Genomic DNA, 21844 nt, shown 5'->3' with positions numbered 1-21844 from the left:
CTTTATGCATGGCAAGGTCTTTAATAAGTTAGTGTTTGAAGCCGATCAAAGGCTTCTTTTAAGTTTGGAATATCAACCGTGCAGGCAATGCGGACATATCCTTCTCCACAGGCCCCGAAGGCGGTCCCAGGCAACAAGAGAACTTGTGCTTCTTCCATGGCTTTGTCACAGAAGGCTTCTGATGTAAGGCCTGTTTCTTTGATGCTGATGAAAAGATAGAAGGTTGCCTCTGGCTTATGCATGCTGATGCCGGGTATGGTTTGAATGCGATTGTAGACATAATCGACACGAGCTTTGTATTCGTTTCTTAGGCCTTCTAGAATTTCATTGTGATGATTCAGGGCATGTAGGGCAGCTCGCTGCGAGATGGAAGGAGCCGTAAAACAGATTCCTTCATTCAATTCACGCATGCAGCTAATCACATGTTTGGGACCAAAGGCATACCCAATTCTCCAGCCTGTCATAGCGTAGTCTTTTGAAAAACTGCCGAGTACGATAGTCCGTTCTCTTGCCCCTTCGATTTGATAAAGCGGTGTAAAGTCCTTATCAAAACTGAATCCACGATAGACCTCATCCGATAAAATAATCAGATCGTTGGCTTTTGCAAAAGCAAGAATCGCAGATAGCTCTTCCTTTGAAAGAGAAGCTCCCGTTGGGTTGTTGGGATTATTTAACATTAAGGCCCGTGTTTTTGGTGTGATTGCGGTTTCCAGTGATTCAACAGATAAGTGAAAATTATCTTTTTCCAGGGTAGGAACTGAAATTGGAATCCCTTGATTCAATAGGACTTGCTGTAGATAAGGAGGGTAGTGAGGATCGGGAACCAATACCTCATCTCCAGGATTTAAAATGGCTTTCAATCCTAAATACATACCATGACCTGCGCCAACAACCATAATCATTTCATCAGTTGGAATTGACAAGGCATACTCTTCCTGAAAGTGATTTTGAAGGGCGTTTCGCACGTCTAGATCACCTAAGGCGTGGGTGTATTTGGTATGGCCGATTTTTGCATCCTCCATGGCAGCTATAATCACGTTTTCATGAGTGATTTGATCAGGATCTCCAATACTTAGGTTAATAACTGCATCTAGGTTACCGATGAGTGTAGCTGCTTTTCCCAAGGCCGTAGATTCAGCGTTTTCATATTGCTTTGCAAGTTTAATCATTGATTATTTTCCTTCCATTGGGCATAGACTTGTCCGGCTTTTGGGATTGCAATGACATGTTCAATGTCGGATTTTCCTTCTAGGTAGGCATATGCGGAGTCTGCATCGGTAAAATTGCGAATGCCGATTGTTGCCAAGGGTTCGCTGGGCAAATTGGAAACCAAAAGGACTTCCATGCGTTTTGTGACGGTTCTCATCCAAAATCCAATATATCGGGCAACAGAAAACTGCTTCAATAACATTTTTGCAAGGCTTGGAATATCTTTGGGTGATAACAAAATATCCGCCATTTCCTGATATCCGATCCCTTCTGCGCACTCAGCGAACAAAAGTAAGGTTCCTCCGGGTTTAACTGCCCCAACCATATTGCTGATGGCCTTGGTTGCTTGATAAAAATTGATATCTTTTGGGTGTCCACCGGCTGATCCAATGACTAGATCGCCTTGCTTGTCAATCCATTTCCCATCTTGATTTCGTACAAAGTCTTGACCTGCTTGGTGGGCAGCACGATAGTGTCCTGCGAAGGCTTGACTGATTTTTCCGTTTCCGCCAATGGCTACATTTAAAATGAAGCTAGGCTTGATCCAGTCAGCTACTTCCTGCATTTCGCGGTTCAATGGATTCTTGTCCATCTTTCCACTTCCCATATCTGGGTGGAGATCGCCCTTGTCGCCAACTAAAGCGAGACGATGGTTGCGCTGAATGCTTTCTGATGCTGCAATACCTGGAAGAAGGGACTTTCTTCCGCCTCCAAAGCCAGCAAGATCGTGAAAAACGATAGCGCCAGTGAGGATAATGTGATCCGCTTGCAAGGCACGGGTATTGAGTTTGATTTCATTTCCATATTGGGTGACACCAACAGAAGTGACCGATGTTAAGTCTGCTCCAAAATGTTCATAAATCGAGAATCGATCGTATAGGGCATCACCTAGTATTTTTCGGTGCTCTGCTTGGCTTTGTTGACGGTGCGTGCCGTTGGCCGAGAGAAAGAAGATATTTTCGTCTGGGACATTAGCTTTTTCCAATTCCTGTATCAGGTGGGGAAGGTAGACCCACATGCGTTGATAGGCCCGTGTGATATCAGAAACTACAATGCATACCGTTTCATCTGGACCAATCAATTCGGACAAAGGTTTCGAGCTGATGGGGTGTTTCAAAGCCTCTATAATATGGGATTCTTCGCTTTGCTGATCGGTCTGGCTTGCTTCTAAAATAGAAACTTCTTTCCATTGATTAAGTGGGAATGAAAGTTCTGATTGACCGCATTTAAAGTTCATTTGATCGCCTCCAATTCTATTATGGAATATTATAAGGCATTAATAATAATTATACAATAAAATAAAAAAATAGAGACCCTATGGAAGTGGGATCTCCAATGCATATAATTCTTCGATATGATTCTGTGCACGTTCGACGCTGTCATTTACGCCTTGATTATAAAATGATCCCGCAAGAATGGGAAGGATTTGATCAATTAAAAGAAGTGCGGCTAGGTCGCCGATGTCTTCCTGTCTTTCGTTGGAAAAATAGGCTTGCACCGCTTCAATCGCTGATTTTCTTTGTTCCTTTGTGAGTTTCCATTCCTTATTCAATGTGCGCCTCCCTTTTTGTTTTATAGTATAATAAAGATAGAAGAATGAAAAGGAGCACCTATGGGAAAGAAAGTAATGATTGCCTTAAGTGGCGGAGTGGATAGCGCTGTGGCAACAAGCATTTTAATAGACGCAGGCTATCAGGTAGAGGCTGTAACCATGAAATTGCGGCCGGTTGGCTTTGAAGAAACCATTGAAAGTGCGAAAGAAGTTGCAGATTTTTTTGGGATTCAGCATCATGTTATCGATCTAAGCAAAGCCTTTGAATCAAAAGTCGTGGCCCCTTTTTTAGAGGCGTATAGAAAGGGACAAACCCCTAATCCCTGTTTGTACTGCAACCCAAAAATCAAATATGGATTATTAATGGATTGGTCTATCAATCAGGGGGCAGATTATTTTGCAACAGGGCATTACGCGCGTTTAAAACGCGATTCGAATACTGCGTTGGTTCATTTGCTTCAAGCAAGCAATAGTCGAAAGGATCAAGGCTATGTTTTAAGCCGTTTGACACAAGCACAATTGTCGCGATTGATTTTTCCTTTGGGGGAGTTTCAGTCAAAAGAGGATGTTCGAAAATTGGCCATGGACAAGGGCATTCCGGTTTTTGAAAAGAAGGATAGTACGGGCATTTGTTTTATCGAAAAAGGGGATCATCTTAGCTATTTGTCAAAATTTGCGCCGTCAACCATGCAACCGGGCCCGGTATGCCATCAAAACGGCAAGATTGTGGGACGCCATCAAGGCTTGGCACGTTATACCATTGGCCAAAAGAAAGGTTTGCAGCAATGGACCAAAGGAAATGGCCTTGTCGTCACTAGAATGGATGCATTAAATAACACCCTATGGCTGGGGTCAGAAACAGACTTATTAACAGAGCAGATTCGATTTCATGACCTGCAATGGTTGGTTCCTGTAGAGGGCAAGGATCCATTGGACGTGAAGTTGTGTCAATGGGGGCATACCTATCCGGTAGCAAAGGTAGAAGCGGATATTGCTATTTTAGGTGTTTCAGCCCGAGCACCAGCGCCCGGTCAGATTATTGTGTTCTATCGGAGAGATGAAGTAGTTGGCAGCGCGGTAATTGATAGATAGAAGGAAGAATGGTCGAAAATTTTAAAGACTAGCAAATAAATAGAAAAAATGATGAACAAGTAGGAGGAAATGATGTTTGCGATTATCGCATTATTTGATCAGAAAACAGAAATGCAAATTTTAAAATCTTGGACGAATCTGAAAGATAATAATCTTGATGATTCAATGATTCGAATTCAAGGCAATCGGCCGCATATTTCCTTGGCTTTGTTTCAAGGGGTGGAGCGAACCATGTTTTTGGATGCATTCCGAGAGTTTGTTGGAACGGTGGAGCCTTTTTCGATTCAATTCGATAGTGTTGGCGTTTTTCCAATGACCAATACAGTATTTCTTACACCGCTGCCGTCTAAACATTTTCTTCACGTTCATGAGAAGTTATATCAGGCTTTGCAGGTTTTTTCAGATAAGGCTGATCAATACTATAAAAAAGAAAAATGGATGCCCCATTGTTCCTTAGCGATTTCGCTACCAGCTCAAAAGGTTATGGATGTATTTGCAAATGCAATTCAGGGATTCCAACCAATTTATGGAAGGGTTGAGCGGATTGCATTGATAGAAGTGTTTTTTAGTGACCAGGGGATTAATCGGGTAGAAGAAATCAAGGTGGTATAAGCAAATTTGCTTATACCACCTTGATTGAAAGTAACTTATCGATTATGGTTGATCAGAGCCAATCGGATTGTCTTTGTTTTGAGTGACTGGTCGCCCATTGGATTCAATGCTGTTAGAATCAATTTGATACTTTTTTGGCCATACGCTTCCCATGGATATAACCGATTTGAGTGCTTCGTCAACCGGGATATCAAGGGGGGTTAGATCCTCTTCTTTGGCCAGTACAAGAAAGCCATTGGTTGGGTTTGGAGTTGTCGGAATAAAAACGGCAACTTTTTTATTGCCGCCAATGAACACGGATTCGTTGGTGATGAGACCGATGCTCTCAAACTCCGGTGTTGGGTATTTGACCAAAACAACCATGGAAAATTCACGATCAGGTACCTGGCTAAAAGAATCAGTCACCCCCTTGATGCCATGATAAAGATGATTGATTAGCGGTATTCGTTCAATAAGCGAGTCCAGTAAAGACAATAGTTTTTTTCCCAGGAAAACTTGCATAAAGAGACCTGCAAAAAAGATAAGACCGAGGGTGAGCAAAAAGCCGAGGCCGGGTATTTTGAGATCGGTAAATTGTCTGACTACCGGGCTGCCAAAGGAGTCGACCCAATGAAAAACAATCTGGATTAAAAAAATGGTGAGTCCGATGGGTAGCAAAGAAAAAAGTCCTGAAATGAATATTTTCTTCATTGATGATCTCCTTGAAAAAAAGTATAGGGTTCAACGTTTGGTGATAGTGAGATTTTGATAGATTCTTTTGTCATGGGGTGCTCAAATTGAAGCCGGGTTGACCATAAGGCGATTTGACTCCAAACTTTTCTTTTTGTAAAAGTTTTGTTGTACTTGGTATCGCCCCAAATGGGTAATCCGATATGAGATAGTTGAACACGAATTTGATGATGGCGTCCGGTTTCCAGATCGATGCCAAGAAGAGCAAGGGGACCAAATTCATCAGAATGGGTTTGATCAAGTACACGGTAACGCAGAACCGCTCGCTTGGCATAGGCGACTCGAGTCGCTTCTATTTTTGAGCGATTGATCGTTTTGCATTTTCGGATATAGTGCTTGCACTCTGCTTCTTCTTTTTCCGGTCTTCCGCAAACAACAGCGGTATAGGATTTTTGAATGCGCTTTTCTTGCCAGGCCGTGGATAAACGAGAACAAGCCTCTTTGGTTTTTGCATATACGATCAAACCGCCAACGGGACGGTCCAAACGATGAACCAGCCAGAGCGGGTGATGAATTTGATCCGATAATATTGTTAATAGATCCGGGTCGCCGGTAGGGTCTGATTGTACGGGCATGCCGGGTGGCTTTTCTACAATGAGTAAATGAGAATCTTCATAGTGGATTGTGATCATAATGACTCCTTTCAATTTGGATTATTATACCACATTTTGATAACTTCCTTAATTTTCAATTAGAAAGAGGGTATAATGGATATAGGAGGGGATATGATGGAAAATTGGTTAATTCCTTTGATTGGATATGGCTTTGGATGCATTCAAGCCGCTTATTTGATTGGGAAGTTGAAAAAAATGGATATTAGGACAGTCGGAAGCAAGAATGCAGGCGCCTCTAATGCAACTATGACATTTGGATGGAAAGTTGGAGTATCTGTCGCCTTGATCGACATTCTTAAAGCAGTTATAGCAATTTTAATAATTGGTGCGCTCTTTGATTTAAGTCATGCTGACTTACATTGGAAATATATGGCGGGTAGTGGTGTGGTTTTGGGCCATGATTTTCCGTTTTTTATGCGTTTTCGAGGTGGAAAAGGAACGGCATCTTTGGTTGGCGTGATGGCAATGATCGACTGGCGCATGGCCATTGTTGGTGTTTTAGCGATTATACTTGTAACCGTTGCAACGGATTATATTGTATTTGGAACCTATGCCATGTTGCTTGTCTTTTTGGGTTTTTCCATTTATTTAACCATGCATGTTCTCCCTATTGGAATTGCGGTGGGTTTGATTGGCTTGTCGATCTTTCTTCATCGGAAAAATATTGGGAAAATACTGCGAGGAGAGGAAAGAGGACTTCGATCCGTACTTCGTCGTTCATCATGACAAAGCATTTTTGCGGAAACAGAAAAACGACTATATGGGGAGGGAGTATGAATTATCATCAGCTTTTTCGTTCTTATCCTGTGATCATGCTGTTAATTGATCCCGATACGGGGCGGATTCTGGATGGAAATCAGGAAGCGGTTAAATTTTATGGGTACTCATGGGACGAGTTGACAGCCTTGCGGATCCAGGATATTAATCAGTTGCACGATCATCAGGTGAGTGATGAAATGAAGCGTGCGAAAGAGGAAAAACGAAATTACTTTCATTTCCCTCATCGAAAGAAAAATGGCAGTGTTGAAGAGGTGGAAGTTCATAGTTACCCGCTTATTATTGAAGAAAAGCAGGTGTTGGTATCCACGATATACCAACACGGACTTCAAGCCTATGCGCAAGGGGACGCCATGCGGTATATGGAAGCACAGGTCGAAGGTGTTCTGGTCTTGGATCATGCCTTTCGTGTCATTCGAGTCAATTCGCGATTTGAAGAGATTTTTGGATATTCTCAGGCGGAGTGCATTGGCAAAGAACCATGCGAACTGTTTCACTTGACCGAGTTGGAACATGGCTATTCCGATCAAGTCAAGGCCGGGCAGGTAACCAGAGCTTCAGTAGAGCGATTGACAAAAAGTGGAAAAAAGATTAGCGTCGAAATCAATGGTGTTCCTTTACTTATGCGAGACAAATATTTTGGTGCTTATTTGTCTTATCGGGACGTAACAGAAAAGAGGCAATACGAAGAGCGATTGCAACTTTTTGCCAATGTCTTGGAAAATAACAAGGAAGGCGTGCTGATCGTAGACAAGCAAGGTAGGATCGAATGGGTCAATGCGGCCATGCGCCGGCTCTTTGGTTATCTTGAAGTTGAAATGATTGGAAAAAATGCGTCCCTATTTCAATCCGGCCGTCACAGTGAATGGGATTATAATGAAATTTTAGAAAGTCTACTTGAGAAAAAACAATGGGAAGGAGAGCTTTGGGCTCGCCAAAATAACGGCCGTGTATTACCGGTATCATTATCAATTCATGCCATGTTGGTTCAGGGTTCATCAAAGTATATTGCCATTGTACGTGACATGTCTGCGATTAAGAGAAAAGAAAAGGAGATCTATTTTCTTGCCTACCGCGATAGCTTGACTCGATTATATAATCGCAATTATTTTCTTGAATATTTTAGTGAAGCGCTGGCGGAAGCTAAAGTAGAAAAACAGTCTCTTGGCTTGTTGTATATGGATTTGAATGGCTTTAAAGCAGTCAATGATACCTTGGGTCATGAAGCAGGAGATCGGGTCTTAGAAGCATTCTCAACTCGTCTGCAGAAAGTGGTTAGGAGCAGTGACTGTGCCGCTCGCTATGGAGGCGATGAATTTGTTTTATTGATGTCGAATCTTCAATCGCCTGAGCACGCAAAGCAATTGACAGAACGCTTGATTGAAGCAGCAAATCAACCGTATCTTGTTAAAAATGTAGAAGTACAGTTAGGTGTAAGTGTTGGAATTGTATCGTACCCGCAACATGAAGATACGGTAGAGGGTCTATTGCATCGAGCGGATTTGGCCATGTATGAAGCAAAACAGCGAGGAAAGAGCGCGTATTATTATCCAGAAGAATTTGCAAGGGAATCGCAATCGTCTTCACAAGTACAAATTGCGCTTTCGGAATGTGTTCAGAATGATTTTTCCTTTCTTGAGTTGCGGTGGAAAACTTGTTGTAACCACAGCCATGTGTTGCAGCTTGAGAGTAACTGGCATATTGAAGGGATGGAGGGAAAGTCGGTTGAATGGCAAAGTCAAATGCTCTCAAAAGCAGGCGTATTATGGGCCTATGTGGAACGGGTATTCGATGCCATAGTTGATCAGCGAGCCTACTTATTTAATCAGAAGAAAGAGGCTTATCTTTTGATTGATATTGACGAGTCGATCATGATCCAAGATCAGTTTGTCGAATGGTTGACAGAAAAGGTACCAAAGGAAATGTTGGAAAATCGAATGGTCGGATTTCGTATTAAACAGCTGGAGGTTCGAAGACTTTTGCGGCTAGAGAAGGAAAAGTTCACGCGGCTGAAAGCGATGGGCATCCGTCTTGTTTATCCTTTTGTTACGCTGGAGGAAATTCCATTGAGTTTGGTTTTTGATCATGTCTTTGATGCAATTGATCTGAGAGGGATTTTAGAGACAAAGAAAGATAGACCTATTGAGCCGAAAATCCAACGATTCTTGCATGCAATTGAGCAGGAAGGGATTGAATTTTTGCCAAAGGATGTTACAATTTATGAAAGCGTTGAATAGCGCTTGTAAGCGGCATTCAACATATGATAAAATACCATTGTAAAAGTTTAGAGGGGTGTGTATATAATGAAAAAAATTGGGGTGTTAACGGCCGGCGGGGATTGCCCGGGGCTGAATGTTGTTCTTCGCGGAATTATGAAAACGGCGTTGAATAATGGAATCGAAGTTGTAGGATTTCGAGACGGATACAAAGGATTGCTGGAAGGCGATGTAATGAACTTAAATCGTGACAATACATCAGGGTTGATTCATCGTGGTGGGACGATTTTGGGTGCGTCCAACAAAACAAATACATTTGCTATTCCAGAGAAGCAAGAAGACGGAAGCATTATTTATGTGGACAAGTCAGAAGAATGTGCAGATCGAATGAAAGAAATGGGAATTGATTGTTTGATCGTAATTGGTGGGGACGGTTCTTTGAAATCGGCTCGCGATTATGGCTTGAAGGGAATCAATGTAATTGGTGTTCCAAAAACAATTGACAATGATATTGTTGGAACTGACATTACATTTGGTTTTAATTCAGCAGTAACAACTGCAACAGAAGCTATTGATAAGCTTCATACAACAGCTGCATCTCATGACCGTGTATTGATTTTGGAAGTTATGGGACGTGATTCTGGATTTATTGCTTTGGAATCTGGCGTTGCCGGCGGTGCAGATGTAATCTTGATTCCCGAGATTCCATACGATATAGAAAAAGTTGTTGAAAAAATTAACAAGCGAAGAAGCCGTGGACGTAACTTCTCGATCGTGGTTGTAGCCGAGGGCGCAAAGCCAATTGGTGGAGATGTTTACGTGAAAAAAATTGTTGAAGACAGTCCCGATCAAATCCGATTGGGCGGAGTTGGCAATCAGGTTGCTGAAGAGATTGAAAAACGAACTGGCATGGAGACTCGTGCAACGGTATTGGGATATATGCAGCGTGGTGGATCGCCAACGGCATATGATAGAGTTTTGTCAACTTTATATGGTTCAACAGCTGTTGAATTGGCCATGCAGGGAACCTTTAACGTGATGGTTGCCATGAAAGACAATAAATTGACAACAGTGGATTTGGATGAAGTTGCAGGCAAGGATACAGCGATTGGTGCACCTAGTTCAAATCGAAAAGGTGTCGCCTTGGATAGTGATTTGCTTAAAACGGCTCGTCGAATTGGCATTGGATTTGGTGACGAGTAAGGGATACGTAAAAGAAAAAAAGATCTCCTTTTGGAGATCTTTTTTTGTATATAGTGCTAATTTATTTAATGATTTGAACCAATTTGATTAATCCACTGTCCATTGAATAGACTTCAAAGTGGACATCTCCAACTTTAACTGTGTATCCGACAGTAATTTTATCTCCGTGATCTTTTGCGTAATTATGAATCATACCAGCAAGGGTGTCTCCATGAATGGATTCATCAATATTCAGATCCCCATTACAAACATCAAAGGCATGTTTTAATGACGATCCACCGCTAATTAGCATACCGTCTTCACTTTCTCTTGCGGTTACGTTCAAGTACTTTCGAATGGCGAAAAGAATGGCGATGGCAGCTACGCCTATCAGCAATTGCAGCGCGTCGATGGTATGGTCGACAATTAGTTTTCGGGCAATGGCAAAGAGAAGGACCTCGATAACTGATTCAGGTGTATGCTTAGCAAGCATTTTGACAAATTCGATAGCGATGACCACTTGGAGGATCTCACCTAAGAACTTATCTAAAGGCAGTTGTGTCGATGCGCCACTTAAGGTCAAACTAAAGGCGGGCAACTCACATAAAAGCATAACGGCATAGAGGACGATCGCAATCAGGGTAATACCGGCAACAAAAATTTCTGTATAACTTGCAATTTTAGCAATTTGATGTCGTAGTTTTTGTTTCAATCGGAGCCTCCTAAATTTATTTTTTTAATCATATCATGAGCATGAAAAAAATGGAAGCGTTTTCCCGTGAATAGGCAATAATGTTTGGTGAGTTGAATAAATTTGTAGATAAAACGAATGCAACCGATTGCGTTGATTTGGAATTTCTGCTAGGATGAATTTGGAGGTGGGTGATGGATAAAACAATTATTTATGAAGTCTTTGTGCGCAATCATTCAAAAGAGGGAAATTTTGAGGCGCTGATTCCAGATCTAGAACGAATTAAAGAACTAGGCGTTGATGTTGTCTGGTTGATGCCTATTCATCCAATCGGGAAAGTGAATCGTAAAGGGATCTTGGGTTCGCCTTACAGCATCAGCGATTATCGAAAAATTAATCCAGAACTTGGAAGCTTGGATGATTTCCAAGTCTTATTGGCTGCGATTCACAGTGAGGGTATGAAGTGCATGATTGATGTGGTCTATAATCATACGTCTCATGATGCGATTTTCACACATAATCATCCCGAGTACTATTATCGAACTCCAGAGAATCGATTTGGAAATAAAATTGCGGACTGGTCGGATATTATTGATCTGGATTTTCAGAATCTTGACTTGCAGGAAGAATTGATAGACATCCTTTGTTACTGGAGAAAGATGGGTGTTGACGGATTTCGATGTGATGTGGCGAGCCTTGTGCCGGTTTCTTTTTGGTTAAAAGCGAAAGAGCAAGTCGATCGGGTTGAAAAGGGGACCCTTTGGCTGGCCGAATCGGTGCATGCTCATTTTCTGCAAGAGGTGCGGAACCGAGGGTTTTATGCTGCATCAGACGCGGAACTCTATCAGGCTTTTGATATCACGTATGACTATGATATTCACCATGCCTTTGAGGGATATTTTAATGGGAAGAACGATTTGTCAACCTACCTAGATGCACTAAGTCGTCAGGGGGCTAAAAATCCGACTGGAGCAAGGAAACTTCGGTTTTTAGAAAACCATGATCAGCCTCGCGCGGCATATTTGTTACCAGATTTAAATCGGAGGAAGAATTGGCTGGCTTTTCATTGGATGCTTCCAGGAGACTCCTTGATTTATGCTGGTGAAGAAAGAGGCGCCACCCATCAACCGACACTCTTTGATCGAGACCCCATTCCATGGGAACGGGTTTGGGATGAGGGCGAGGCTTGGTTTAAGAAATTGACAATGATTGAAAGCAATTCGTTAGCAGGTGCCATTCGGTTTGTTTCGGTGGATATTCAAGGTATTTGTGTTTTGATGAAAGAATCAGAAGAGAAAATCGAAATTGGTGTTTTTAATCTGGAGCAAAAGATAGGAAAAATCACCTTGCCGTACCCGGTTTCTGGACACCTTGAAGATCTGTATACGAATCAAGCGATTGAACTTGTAAAGGGCACACTGAGTCTACAGGCGGAACCGATTCGTTTCATCGTCAAGAAGGACTTTACAACCCCATTGCAGTAAAGTAAAATAGCAGTATAGGGAGGGATGTATTGTGCATCAGACTTTGACAAAAGAACAAAAGGAAATTTTATTTTCCGCCATTCTTAAATTGAAGAACCTGGAAGAGTGTCATGCGTTTTTTGATGATGTTTGTACAATCAATGAATTAATGGCCATGGCTCAACGGTTTGAAATAGCAAAGTTATTATATGATGGAGCAACATTCCATGAAGTGGAAAATGATACAGGGGCTTCTTCGACGACAATCAGTCGAGTAAGCAGATGTCTGAAATATGGACAAGGATATACAACAGTTTTAAAAAGACAAGAGGACTCAGTTTAGAGTCCTTTTTTCGTGGTATGATACAAAATACAACAAGGAGGTAGACAAAATGAAGAAAATTTGGGTCGTACTGATTCTTATCGCTGGTGTATTGCTTTCAGGATGCGCGTCAGAAGAAGCGATTGATCAAAATAAAAAGTTGATAGTTGTTGGCATTTCTCCCATGAAAGAATGGGTGGAAACCATAGGTGGGGATTCGGTACAGGTTCAGGTGATGATCCCACCAGGAAATAGTCCGGCCAATTATGAGCCAACAACCAGACAATTGCTGGTCTTGGAAAAGATGGATCGATATTTTGCGGTTGGTGTTGGCGCGGAAACAGATGGATTTTTGACTCGCCTTTACCCCGAAGGAGACCAACGGGTCATTCGATTGGATCAAGCGGTATCGGAAGTCTATCCGGATCGCATGATGATGGACCATGGACATGGAAACGAAGAAGTCGAAGAAGTCGAAGATCATGATCATGCAGGCCGCGATCCTCACATTTGGCTATCAATTCCCAGAACCAAGCTTATGATTCAACAAATCACCGAAGAGCTAAGTATCATCAACCCGGATGAAAAAGAGAGTTATCATAATCGCTCTGAGGCCTACTTAGCCAGCCTGGAAGAATTGGATCAGGATTTGAAAGCTAGATTTTCAAAAGCACCCAGGCACCATTTTTTATTGTTTCATCCATCCCTTGGTTATTTTGCCGATGAGTATGGATTGGAAATGATGGTGATTGAAGAGGATGGGAAGAGCGCAACGCCTTCTCATTTAATTGAAGTCATTGACGAGGCCAAGGCAAAGGACATTCGAACGGTATTTTATCAAGAAGAGTTTGATGAAAATCAAGCGAAAACCATTGCAGAAGAATTGAATGGTGACTTGGTCTCTCTCTCTATTCTAAAAGAAGACTATTTGAGCGGGATGAAGGAAATTGGAGAAGAATTGCTGAAGAGCATGGAATAACGCAGAGTTCTCTGCGTTATTTTCTTGTAAAGTTTTTTTAGAAAGCATGGAAAAAAGTAGCCGTATGCTATAATTAATTGATGATAAAACCAAAAAACAGGAGGAATCAATGGCGAAAGAAAAGATTCTTATTGTAGATGATGAAGAACATATTCGCGAACTTCTTCGCGTGAATTTAGAAAGCGCGGGCTATGAGGTGGTGGAAGCGGAAACCGGGGAGGAAGCCCTTATACAACTAAATGATCAAGTTGCCTTAGTGGTACTGGATTATATGCTCCCTCAAATGGATGGGCTAGAGGTTCTTAGGACCATTCGGAAAAACCCAAGAACGGTGAATCTCCCGGTTTTGATGTTGACGGCCAGGAATGAAGAAATCGATGCTGTTTTGGGATTGGAGATGGGTGCGGACGATTATATTGGAAAGCCCTTTCGTGTACGCGAATTTTTAGCAAGGGTGAAAGCGGCTTTAAGGCGAAATAGCGTGAAAGAAGAAAATGGAGAGATCTCGCGGCTTTGGGACCTTGAAATCAATCGCGCCAATCGAACCCTGATGAAAAACAAGCAAGAAGTGGCACTTTCCTTAAAGGAGTTTGAATTGATTGCTTTGTTATCGAGTAAACCGGGGCGTGTCTTTTCGCGGGACCTTCTTTTGCAAAAAATATGGGGCTATGATTTTGTTGGAGAAACACGAACGGTGGATGTGCATATTCGTCAGCTTCGAAAGAAGATTGAAGATGACGATAAAAACCCTGCGTACATTTTAACGGTTCGTGGGTTGGGATATAAATTTCGGGAAATGGGAAAATGAAGAAAAAATATTTATATATTTATTTGACTGTTTTAATCATTTCCTTGTTTTTGACTGGCTTTTTTTCATTGAAAATTGGAGACGACTATTTTAAAGAAGAGTTATTTAATCAAATGATTCGACAAAACACCGTGATCAATGAGCTCTATTTAACGCAAAGAGCAGGAACTTCACCGGTGGATGCGCAGGAATTTGTGGAAACTCAGGGGGAACTGCTTGACCTACGAATTACGATGATTAATTCAGCTGGTATTGTGGTTGCAGATTCGCAATATAATCCGATGGAGATGGAAAATCACTTGTTTCGACCAGAGATTCAACAGGCTTTGCGTTCCGAGATTGGAAAAGCCAGCAGATATAGTGAAACATTAGAAGTTGATTTCTATTATGTTGCGATTCCTTTTAAGGAAGAGGGCGAAAATAAGATTATGCGTCTTGCGATTCCCTTGAAGGAATTTAGAAGCATGAATGAACGGGTTTGGAGAAATACGGGTTTTGCAATCTTACTTAGTGCTTTGGTGGTAACCCTCTTGGCTCTTGTGGTGTTTCGGCAATATCAAAAAACCATACATGCTTTGACAGATTCAGCTGAAGAAATTTCGGCTGGGAACTATGGTCGCACGATCCTCATTGAAAGTGACGACGAGATGCGAGATTTCATTAAGGCTTTCAATCGAATGTCGACAGAACTTCAGGCCACGGTGGAAGAATTGCATGGACAAAACGCAAAATTAGAGGCCAGTTTGAACGCTATGGTGAACGGATTATTGGCTGTGGATCCAAACGGAATGGTACTTTTTCAAAATCAAAGTTTGAATCAAATGTTAAATCAGCATCTTGAAGTAGAGGACTCCGTTTATCAAGTCCTTCGCTCCAACACAATGAATCGAATGATTCTGCAAGTGGTTGAAAGCGGTGAGTCGATTCAAATGGAAGAGGAGGGAGAATTTCGGCAGGGACAGGTTCTTCGATTCTTTGCAAATCCCATCTATTTGGATGAAAATGAGGATTTGTATGGCGTCTTGTTTGTTGTTCAGGATATTACTTCCATTCGAAAATTGGAAGAAATGAGAAGTGATTTTATCGCGAATGTCAGCCATGAATTAAAAACGCCAATCACTTCCATTCGCGGCTTCATTGAAACGATTCGCACGGGAGCGATTCAAGAACCAGAAAAAGTGGATCGTTTTCTTCATATTATTGATCAAGAATCGGAACGTTTGTATATCTTGGTACAAGATATTTTGTCTCTTTCTGAAATCGAAACTATGGCGCAAGATACAGGTCAGCAAAGTTTCTCTCTTAACGACTTGTGCCAAGAGGCAATTTATCTATTGCAGCCGGCGAGTCAAGAAAAAGGAATTACTCTTGATTATCAGTGGAAGGGAGAACCCCTTGCATATTTTGGCAACCGAGATCGGATCAAACAGGTATTAATTAATTTGTTGGACAATGCAATTACCTATACCGACGAAGGCAAGGTCGCTTTACTCGTTAGGGCCGATTTCACGAAGGTGATTATTCAGGTAACAGACACGGGCATTGGCTTTGGTCAGGAACATCAGGCACGAATTTTTGAACGATTTTACCGGGTGGACAAGGGTCGATCACGAAAACGGGGTGGAACTGGTCTTGGTTTGTCTATTGTCAAGAATATCGTTCTTCTCTACGGTGGTCATGTGTCTGTTGATTCAAAAGAAGGGGAAGGATCTTGTTTTACAATCGAACTGCCAATTAAAGAAATATAGAGGTGAATATTCATCGTTACGCAAAGGAAGCCATTTGGCTTCCTTTTTTTCTTTACATGGACTTAACACGGAGATGATTTTCTCTTAACGAAGCTTTGGTAGAGTAAGGATGTTGAAGAAAACACAAAGGCATGGATCAGAATATGAGGAGGAAATTAAAATGAAAAAAGGTTTAAGCATGTTATTGATAATCGTTATGGCGGCTTTGGTGTTTGCGGGATGCGGGGCAAAAGAAGCATCGGAAACTTCAAAGCCAGCGGAATCGGAGACTACACTTACAGGAACGCTATCAATAGCGGGATCAACGACGGTTGCTCCACCAGCACAAGCCTTGGCAGATGCTTTTGAAGCGAGGTATCCAGAAACGAGAGTGGATGTTCAAGGTATTGGATCTTCGGCTGGCATGAAAATGCTAAATGAGGGTGGATGCGAAATTGGAATGGCTTCTCGCCAGTTGAAGCAAAAAGAATTGGATTGGGGACTGGAGCCCATTGCAATCGCATTTGATGGAATCGCTCTTGTTGTTCATCCAAGCAATGACATTTCGGATTTGACGAAAGAAGAGATTCAAAAGATTTTTATGGGTCAAATAACAAACTGGTCAGAAGTTGGCGGAGCCGATGAAGAAATCTTGGTAGTTAGTCGCGAAGATGGATCCGGTACCCGTGGCGCATTTGAAGAGATCTTGAAACTGGATGGTGACCAAGGATCCATGGTTGTTGAAAATGCATTGATTGCTGAAGGCAACGGCGCAGTAAAGGCGAATATCGCAAGCAAGTCTCAGGCGATCGGTTACATTTCATTGGGTATTGTTGATGAAACCGTAAAAGCACTACTCGTTGATGGTGCTCAAGCGACAGTGGAAAATATTAAGTCAAATGTATATGGCGTATCTCGACCACTGAATATGGCAACAAAAGGGGAAACGAGTGAATTGGCTCGAGCATACTTGGATTTCGTCATGAGTCCAGAGGGGCAAAAGATTGTAGCGGAACATTACATTCCAGTTGTTGGCGAATAGAAGCAAGAGTTACACCCTCAAGGAGGGACGTCGCTTCGCATGAATGGGGTGGCGTTTCCTCGCGTATGTAAGGAGAATGCATGGAAGTGACTATGAAGGGCCGTCAAAAAGGTAAAGGTAAAAGAAAGAAAGAGATGAATAAAGCAGAGCTGACCAATCATGTTGAGGAAGCGAGTTCTGTGAGAGAAGCAAGTGATTTTAAAGGGCAGCATCAAAAGCGGATGAAAGCGGAGAATTTTTTCCGCAGGTTGTTTTTTCTTTCTGCAATGGTAGCTCTTGCTGCAGTGGTTGCAATCACCATTTTTATCTTTGTGAGCGGGGTGCCCGCAATTGCAAAGATTGGGGTTTTCGATTTTGTGTTTGGTCAAAAGTGGAAGCCATCAGCGGATATCTATGGCATTTTCCCCATGATTATTGGCTCCTTGGCAGCGACCGGTGGTGCCATTCTGATTGGTGTCCCCATGGGTATTTTTACGGCAATTTTTATGGCGGAAATCGCGCCTGATTTTATATCGAAACTCATTCGCCCAGCAATTGAATTGCTTGCCGGGATCCCTTCGGTTGTTTACGGCTTTTGGGGCTTGGTTGTTTTGGTTCCCTTGATTGACAAGTTATGGGGTGGAGGGGGAAATAGTCTTTTGGCTGCCATTGTTATCTTGATGATTATGATCTTACCGACTATTGTTAATGTTTCAGAAGCGGCATTGAGGGCTGTGCCCAAAGCCTATGGACAGGGTTCTTTGGCGCTTGGCGCATCCAAAATTGAGACGATTTTTCGAGTGAAACTTCCTGCGGCAAAATCAGGGATTTTGGCAGCCGTGGTGTTAGGGATCGGTCGGGCGATTGGCGAAACCATGGCTGTCATCCTGGTGGCTGGAAACACACCCATGATCCCTGGGGCTTTGACGGATCGAATCCGAACCATGACTGCAAATATTGCCATGGAGATGGGCTATGCATTTGGCTTGCATCAAGAAGCTTTGTTTGCGACAGGGGTTATTCTTTTTGTATTTATTATGGCATTAAATTTTGCCTTGAACCGCATTACACATCAGGCGGGGGATGAATTGTGAAAGAAAAAAAACTGAAGTATATAGTTTTACAAGGCTTGGTGTATGCATCTGCGTTTTTAACAGTTGCGGCCTTGGTCTGGATTCTTTACTATGTTGTAGAAAAAGGAATTGGAAGAATTGACTTTCAATTTATCTTTGGTGATGCCAAGGAGGGCGGCATTTGGCCGATGATCGTGACAACCTTTTGGGCGATTCTTGCCTCATTGGCCCTGGCAACGCCGATTGGAATTATGGCGGCGATCTATATGGTGGAATATGCGAGGCCTGGTCGAGTGGTTCGGTTAATTCGCTTTGCAACGGAAAGTTTGGCGGGAATTCCATCCATTATTTATGGCTTATTTGGCATGATATTCTTTGTGACCAAGCTGGGATTAAAGTTCTCTATACTTTCTGGAGCACTCACATTAACCATTATGGTGCTACCCACTGTGATTCGAACAACGGAAGAAGCCTTGAAGGCGGTTCCGCGCTCTTTTCGAGAGGCGAGTCTTGGTTTGGGGGCAACTAAGATCCGGACGATTGTACGCATCGTGCTTCCCAGTGCGATTCCAGGAATTCTGGCGGCAGTGATTCTGGGCATGGGACGAATTGTCGGAGAGACGGCGGCTGTATATTTGACTGCGGGAACGGTGCCGAAAGCACCTGGGTCGATCATGGATTCGGGGCGAACCTTATCGGTGCATCTCTATATGCTGGCCAAAGAAGGTTTATCCTTTGAGGATGCTTATGCGACGGCAACGATTTTAATTTTTCTGGTAGCATGTATGAATCTACTGGCGAAAACGGCTGCACAGCGATTGAAGAAAGGATAGAGTAACGATGGAAAAGACAAAGATTGAAATTACTGATCTTGATTTATATTATGGAGACTTTCAGGCGCTAAAAGAAATTCAGATGTTGATTCCAGAGAAGAAGGTGACGGCCTTTATTGGTCCATCCGGTTGTGGAAAATCAACCCTGCTTAAAACCATTAACCGTATGAATGATCTGATTCCGGGTGTAACAATCAAAGGAAAAGTTGCAATCGACGGATTTGATGTGTATGGAAAGAATACCGATGTGATTGAATTGAGAAAAAGAGTGGGAATGGTCTTTCAACAGCCCAATCCATTTCCCATGAGTATTTACGATAATATTGCATACGGACCCAGAACCCATGGTATACGCCGGAAGTCACACTTGGATGAGATTGTAGAAAAAAGTCTGCAAGGGGCTGCCATATGGGACGAAGTGAAGGATCGCTTGAAAAAAAATGCCTTAAGTATGTCTGGTGGCCAGCAGCAACGTCTTTGCATTGCACGCGCCTTGGCGGTTGAACCAGAGATTCTTTTAATGGATGAACCCACGTCGGCATTGGATCCAATCTCTACCTTGAAAATAGAGGAATTGATTGCTGAATTGAAGGAGACCTATACCATTGCCATTGTTACTCATAATATGCAACAGGCAGCCCGAATATCAGATCGAACGGGATTCTTTTTACTGGGCGAAATGGTTGAGATGGATGAAACGGGAAAAATATTCAACAATCCGCAGGATAAACGAACGGAAGACTATATTACTGGACGATTCGGATAGGGAGGACAAGTAGATGACAAGAAGGCGTTTCGATCAGTCCTTGGCGCAAATGCATCGGGAACTTTTGCAAATGGGTGCCTTGATTGAAGAACAGATTCAAGATATGATTATCGCCCTTCAAAATCAGGACAAAGAGTTGGCAGCTCAAATTATCAAGCGGGATGATCAGGTCGATACTTTAGAGGAACACTTGGAGAAGGAATGCATTGCCTTAATTGCGAAAGAGCAACCCTTGGCAAGAGACTTGAGAACCATTGCCTCCGTGTTGAAGATTATTACAGACTTGGAGCGAATTGCAGATCACTGCTCTGATATCGCCCAATACACCATCAGATTGGCGGACGAGCCATATATGAAGCCTATTGTTCATATTCCGCAAATGGCAGAAGAGATTAAGGCCATGGTTTCTGATATGATTCATGCTTATATAACAAAAGATGTTGCTTTGGCCCAAAGTGTTATTGCCTTCGATGATGTAATCGATCGAGCCTTTGATGAAATTGTTGTGGAACTGGGCGAGAAAATGAAGGAAAATTCTAATCATGTGAATCAGGGAATTAATTTGATTTTTATCACCAAGTATTTGGAGCGAATGGCGGATCACGCAAGCAATGTGTGTCATTGGATTATTTATCATGTAACCGGAGAATTGGACCAGCATAGCAATAATTAAGGGATACCCTATAAAAATACTAGGAATTGCTCTTCTAATGGTTGACACAGCACTTTCATAAGCGTATCATTATAAATGGCATATGCCAATTTACCTAAGGAAGGTGTATTTTATGAGCGATTGCAATTCTTGTCCAACGAATGGACAATGTGGTACGGAGGAAAAAGAAGCGTGCCAAGTAGAGTTTAACGCAAACAATCAAATCAAACACGTGATTGGCGTGATGAGCGGAAAAGGCGGCGTTGGAAAATCAACTGTTGCAACCTTGGTTGCTAATGAGTTGAAGCAAAGAGGCTATTCTGTTGGTGTGATGGATGCGGATATTACAGGTCCTAGTATTCCTAGACTTATGCAGGTGCAAGGTCAATCTCCAGTTCAAACAACAGAAGGGTTATTTCCAGTCGAGAATGCCAAAGGAATTAAGGTCATGTCTTTGAATCTTTTGATGGAAGACGAAGACCAACCGGTAATCTGGCGTGGTCCTATTTTGGGCAATGTAGTAAAACAATTCTGGACAGATGTTGTTTGGGGCGAATTGGATTATTTAGTAGTGGATATGCCACCAGGAACGGGTGACGTTGCCATTACAGCCATGCAAAATATTCCTATGAGTGGTGTGGTTATGGTATCTGTTCCTCAAGATATGGTTTCCATGATCGTAGCAAAAGCGGTTCATATGGTAAGACGCATGCATAAACGTGTTATTGGTGTTGTAGAAAACATGAGTTACATCGAATGCCCGGATTGTGGCAAAGAGATTCGCATGTATGATGCAAAAACAGATCGATTCCGTGATGATTTGCAGTTGAACCTTTTGGGTGCATTGCCAATGACCATGGATGTTATGCAAGCGACGCAAAATGGCTTTTCTGATAACGACCCCGTTTTGGAAAAATATGCAAAACCAATGGTTGATGAAATTTTGAAAGACTTGGATCAAATTATTTTATAAGTAAGAAAATGTTGTGTTAGAATGAAATAAAGATTGCATGAAATTAACGATGGTTGAAATGGAGTTAAGCGATGGCTAGACCAGTGAAATGCAGACGAGTTGAACAATTGCCGCCTTATGAACGCTATAAGCCTGCAGGTGTTTCGTGTAAAAGCAACAAAGTCATGGTTTTAGCAATTGATGAATTGGAGGCCATGCGTTTAAAGGATGTGGAAGGATTGTCTCAGGTTGAATGCGCGGAGCGCATGCAAGTGTCGAGGCAGACTTTTCAACTGATCTTGGATAAGGCTCGAAAAGCCATTGCGATGGCGATTACCCAGGGCTATGCCATTCAATTTGAAGGGGGATCTTATGCGACTCCTGAAGATTTACGCGGGTGTGGGCGACGATGTGCCAAAGCTCGAACTCTGGAAGAAAAGGCAGAGCAATGTCCATATGGACGTCGTGAACAAGAACAGAAGTAGGTAAAATAGGCAAAGGAAAATGGAGCTTCTTCCATTTTCTTTTTTTATTGTATGAAAATACCAAAGCTTTTCAGTTATAATAAAGAAAA

At 42.3% G+C, this 21844-nt stretch carries 23 protein-coding genes; 17 read left to right on the top strand and 6 right to left on the bottom strand.

The annotated features are described in order from the left end of the window. Nucleotides 1-20: 20 nt before the first annotated feature. The 3 genes from AC25CA_RS10230 to AC25CA_RS10220 all read right to left on the bottom strand — a co-directional run bounded on the left by AC25CA_RS10230 (nt 21) and on the right by AC25CA_RS10220 (nt 2761). Complete coding sequence (locus tag AC25CA_RS10230; RefSeq protein ID WP_486813721.1) at nt 21-1169, bottom strand: aminotransferase class I/II-fold pyridoxal phosphate-dependent enzyme; 1149 nt, start codon at nt 1167-1169, stop codon at nt 21-23. Beyond that, the gene (locus AC25CA_RS10225) at nt 1166-2446 is read right to left on the bottom strand and encodes a nickel-dependent lactate racemase family protein (protein WP_486813720.1); all 1281 of its coding nucleotides are present in this window, start codon (nt 2444-2446) and stop codon (nt 1166-1168) included. The genes AC25CA_RS10230 and AC25CA_RS10225 overlap by 4 nt, the downstream gene beginning before the upstream one ends. Nucleotides 2447-2524: 78 nt before the next feature. Further along, on the bottom strand, nt 2525-2761 hold the full coding sequence (locus AC25CA_RS10220; RefSeq protein WP_486813719.1) for a DUF2164 family protein: 237 nt from the start codon (nt 2759-2761) through the stop codon (nt 2525-2527). A 60-nt stretch (nt 2762-2821) separates the two neighbouring features. Between AC25CA_RS10220 and mnmA the strand changes: the two genes are divergently transcribed. Together mnmA and AC25CA_RS10210 are read left to right on the top strand one after the other, a co-directional pair. Continuing rightward, entirely contained in the window at nt 2822-3853 is a 1032-nt protein-coding gene (gene mnmA, locus AC25CA_RS10215; protein WP_486813718.1) for a tRNA 2-thiouridine(34) synthase MnmA, read from the top strand. Between the two features lie 69 nt (nt 3854-3922). Further along, a complete protein-coding gene (locus tag AC25CA_RS10210; protein ID WP_486813717.1) occupies nt 3923-4465 on the top strand; it encodes a 2'-5' RNA ligase family protein in 543 nt (180 codons plus the stop codon). A 42-nt stretch (nt 4466-4507) separates the two neighbouring features. Here AC25CA_RS10210 and AC25CA_RS10205 read toward each other — a convergent pair whose 3' ends face one another. Both AC25CA_RS10205 and AC25CA_RS10200 read right to left on the bottom strand, forming a co-directional pair. After that, complete coding sequence (locus tag AC25CA_RS10205; RefSeq protein ID WP_486813716.1) at nt 4508-5155, bottom strand: DUF502 domain-containing protein; 648 nt, start codon at nt 5153-5155, stop codon at nt 4508-4510. Continuing rightward, nucleotides 5152-5826, bottom strand: coding sequence for an RluA family pseudouridine synthase (locus tag AC25CA_RS10200; protein WP_486813715.1), 675 nt, complete (start codon nt 5824-5826; stop codon nt 5152-5154). The genes AC25CA_RS10205 and AC25CA_RS10200 overlap by 4 nt, the downstream gene beginning before the upstream one ends. A 93-nt stretch (nt 5827-5919) precedes the next feature. On the opposite strand from AC25CA_RS10200, the gene AC25CA_RS10195 reads away from it, so the two are divergent. The 3 genes from AC25CA_RS10195 to AC25CA_RS10185 all read left to right on the top strand — a co-directional run bounded on the left by AC25CA_RS10195 (nt 5920) and on the right by AC25CA_RS10185 (nt 10004). Continuing rightward, a complete protein-coding gene (locus AC25CA_RS10195; protein WP_486813714.1) occupies nt 5920-6534 on the top strand; it encodes a glycerol-3-phosphate acyltransferase in 615 nt (204 codons plus the stop codon). Between the two features lie 47 nt (nt 6535-6581). Beyond that, entirely contained in the window at nt 6582-8822 is a 2241-nt protein-coding gene (locus AC25CA_RS10190) for a diguanylate cyclase domain-containing protein (RefSeq protein ID WP_486813713.1), read from the top strand. A gap of 66 nt (nt 8823-8888) precedes the next feature. After that, the gene (locus AC25CA_RS10185; RefSeq protein WP_486813712.1) at nt 8889-10004 is read left to right on the top strand and encodes a 6-phosphofructokinase; all 1116 of its coding nucleotides are present in this window, start codon (nt 8889-8891) and stop codon (nt 10002-10004) included. A 61-nt stretch (nt 10005-10065) separates the two neighbouring features. Here the strand turns inward: AC25CA_RS10185 and AC25CA_RS10180 are convergent, their stop codons facing one another. Continuing rightward, complete coding sequence (locus AC25CA_RS10180; protein ID WP_486813711.1) at nt 10066-10695, bottom strand: hypothetical protein; 630 nt, start codon at nt 10693-10695, stop codon at nt 10066-10068. Between the two features lie 173 nt (nt 10696-10868). Here AC25CA_RS10180 and AC25CA_RS10175 point away from each other — a divergent pair, with 173 nt between their 5' ends. The 12 genes from AC25CA_RS10175 to AC25CA_RS10120 all read left to right on the top strand — a co-directional run bounded on the left by AC25CA_RS10175 (nt 10869) and on the right by AC25CA_RS10120 (nt 21755). After that, nucleotides 10869-12158 (top strand): alpha-amylase family glycosyl hydrolase, encoded by a 1290-nt coding sequence (locus AC25CA_RS10175; protein WP_486813710.1) that lies wholly within the window; start codon nt 10869-10871, stop codon nt 12156-12158. Between the two features lie 31 nt (nt 12159-12189). Further along, on the top strand, nt 12190-12480 hold the full coding sequence (locus AC25CA_RS10170; RefSeq protein WP_486813709.1) for a YerC/YecD family TrpR-related protein: 291 nt from the start codon (nt 12190-12192) through the stop codon (nt 12478-12480). Nucleotides 12481-12529: 49 nt separating this feature from the next. Continuing rightward, nucleotides 12530-13438, top strand: a complete 909-nt coding sequence (locus AC25CA_RS10165; RefSeq protein ID WP_486813708.1) for a metal ABC transporter substrate-binding protein — start codon at nt 12530-12532, stop codon at nt 13436-13438. 109 nt (nt 13439-13547) lie between these two features. Beyond that, nucleotides 13548-14246, top strand: coding sequence for a response regulator (locus tag AC25CA_RS10160; RefSeq protein ID WP_486813707.1), 699 nt, complete (start codon nt 13548-13550; stop codon nt 14244-14246). Next, nucleotides 14243-15994, top strand: coding sequence for a two-component system histidine kinase PnpS (gene pnpS, locus AC25CA_RS10155; RefSeq protein WP_486813706.1), 1752 nt, complete (start codon nt 14243-14245; stop codon nt 15992-15994). The genes AC25CA_RS10160 and pnpS overlap by 4 nt, the downstream gene beginning before the upstream one ends. A gap of 160 nt (nt 15995-16154) precedes the next feature. After that, entirely contained in the window at nt 16155-17015 is an 861-nt protein-coding gene (locus AC25CA_RS10150; RefSeq protein ID WP_486813705.1) for a phosphate ABC transporter substrate-binding protein, read from the top strand. A gap of 80 nt (nt 17016-17095) precedes the next feature. After that, nucleotides 17096-18088 carry a phosphate ABC transporter permease subunit PstC gene (gene pstC, locus AC25CA_RS10145; RefSeq protein ID WP_486813704.1) on the top strand — a complete coding sequence of 331 codons (993 nt, stop codon included), beginning with the start codon at nt 17096-17098 and terminating at the stop codon, nt 18086-18088. Next, nucleotides 18085-18900, top strand: a complete 816-nt coding sequence (gene pstA, locus AC25CA_RS10140; RefSeq protein ID WP_486813703.1) for a phosphate ABC transporter permease PstA — start codon at nt 18085-18087, stop codon at nt 18898-18900. The genes pstC and pstA overlap by 4 nt, the downstream gene beginning before the upstream one ends. A gap of 7 nt (nt 18901-18907) precedes the next feature. Further along, nucleotides 18908-19666 carry a phosphate ABC transporter ATP-binding protein PstB gene (pstB, locus tag AC25CA_RS10135; protein WP_486813702.1) on the top strand — a complete coding sequence of 253 codons (759 nt, stop codon included), beginning with the start codon at nt 18908-18910 and terminating at the stop codon, nt 19664-19666. Nucleotides 19667-19679: 13 nt separating this feature from the next. Beyond that, complete coding sequence (gene phoU, locus AC25CA_RS10130; protein WP_486813701.1) at nt 19680-20339, top strand: phosphate signaling complex protein PhoU; 660 nt, start codon at nt 19680-19682, stop codon at nt 20337-20339. A gap of 112 nt (nt 20340-20451) precedes the next feature. Beyond that, on the top strand, nt 20452-21291 hold the full coding sequence (locus AC25CA_RS10125) for an Mrp/NBP35 family ATP-binding protein (RefSeq protein WP_486813700.1): 840 nt from the start codon (nt 20452-20454) through the stop codon (nt 21289-21291). Nucleotides 21292-21362: 71 nt separating this feature from the next. Next, nucleotides 21363-21755 (top strand): DUF134 domain-containing protein, encoded by a 393-nt coding sequence (locus tag AC25CA_RS10120; protein ID WP_486813699.1) that lies wholly within the window; start codon nt 21363-21365, stop codon nt 21753-21755. Nucleotides 21756-21844: the final 89 nt, after the last annotated feature.

The sequence above is a fragment of the Gottschalkiaceae bacterium SANA genome, from assembly GCA_036323355.1.
GTDB lineage: Bacteria > Bacillota > Clostridia > Tissierellales > GPF-1 > GPF-1.
The sequence above is the reverse complement of the archived record's forward strand: the minus strand, read 5'-3'. Positions and strand labels throughout refer to the sequence as shown.

What these genes read in the sequence shown, in the direction of transcription:
- AC25CA_RS10230 (WP_486813721.1), bottom strand. Translation starts at nt 1,169, where the DNA reads ATGATTAAACTTGCAAAGCAATATGAAAACGCTGAATCTACGGCCTTG.
- AC25CA_RS10225 (WP_486813720.1), bottom strand. Translation starts at nt 2,446, where the DNA reads ATGAACTTTAAATGCGGTCAATCAGAACTTTCATTCCCACTTAATCAA.
- mnmA (WP_486813718.1), top strand. Translation starts at nt 2,822, where the DNA reads ATGGGAAAGAAAGTAATGATTGCCTTAAGTGGCGGAGTGGATAGCGCT.
- AC25CA_RS10210 (WP_486813717.1), top strand. Translation starts at nt 3,923, where the DNA reads ATGATGTTTGCGATTATCGCATTATTTGATCAGAAAACAGAAATGCAA.
- AC25CA_RS10205 (WP_486813716.1), bottom strand. Translation starts at nt 5,155, where the DNA reads ATGAAGAAAATATTCATTTCAGGACTTTTTTCTTTGCTACCCATCGGA.
- AC25CA_RS10200 (WP_486813715.1), bottom strand. Translation starts at nt 5,826, where the DNA reads ATGATCACAATCCACTATGAAGATTCTCATTTACTCATTGTAGAAAAG.
- AC25CA_RS10195 (WP_486813714.1), top strand. Translation starts at nt 5,920, where the DNA reads ATGATGGAAAATTGGTTAATTCCTTTGATTGGATATGGCTTTGGATGC.
- AC25CA_RS10190 (WP_486813713.1), top strand. Translation starts at nt 6,582, where the DNA reads ATGAATTATCATCAGCTTTTTCGTTCTTATCCTGTGATCATGCTGTTA.
- AC25CA_RS10185 (WP_486813712.1), top strand. Translation starts at nt 8,889, where the DNA reads ATGAAAAAAATTGGGGTGTTAACGGCCGGCGGGGATTGCCCGGGGCTG.
- AC25CA_RS10175 (WP_486813710.1), top strand. Translation starts at nt 10,869, where the DNA reads ATGGATAAAACAATTATTTATGAAGTCTTTGTGCGCAATCATTCAAAA.
- AC25CA_RS10165 (WP_486813708.1), top strand. Translation starts at nt 12,530, where the DNA reads ATGAAGAAAATTTGGGTCGTACTGATTCTTATCGCTGGTGTATTGCTT.
- AC25CA_RS10160 (WP_486813707.1), top strand. Translation starts at nt 13,548, where the DNA reads ATGGCGAAAGAAAAGATTCTTATTGTAGATGATGAAGAACATATTCGC.
- pnpS (WP_486813706.1), top strand. Translation starts at nt 14,243, where the DNA reads ATGAAGAAAAAATATTTATATATTTATTTGACTGTTTTAATCATTTCC.
- AC25CA_RS10150 (WP_486813705.1), top strand. Translation starts at nt 16,155, where the DNA reads ATGAAAAAAGGTTTAAGCATGTTATTGATAATCGTTATGGCGGCTTTG.
- pstC (WP_486813704.1), top strand. Translation starts at nt 17,096, where the DNA reads ATGGAAGTGACTATGAAGGGCCGTCAAAAAGGTAAAGGTAAAAGAAAG.
- pstB (WP_486813702.1), top strand. Translation starts at nt 18,908, where the DNA reads ATGGAAAAGACAAAGATTGAAATTACTGATCTTGATTTATATTATGGA.
- phoU (WP_486813701.1), top strand. Translation starts at nt 19,680, where the DNA reads ATGACAAGAAGGCGTTTCGATCAGTCCTTGGCGCAAATGCATCGGGAA.
- AC25CA_RS10125 (WP_486813700.1), top strand. Translation starts at nt 20,452, where the DNA reads ATGAGCGATTGCAATTCTTGTCCAACGAATGGACAATGTGGTACGGAG.
- AC25CA_RS10120 (WP_486813699.1), top strand. Translation starts at nt 21,363, where the DNA reads ATGGCTAGACCAGTGAAATGCAGACGAGTTGAACAATTGCCGCCTTAT.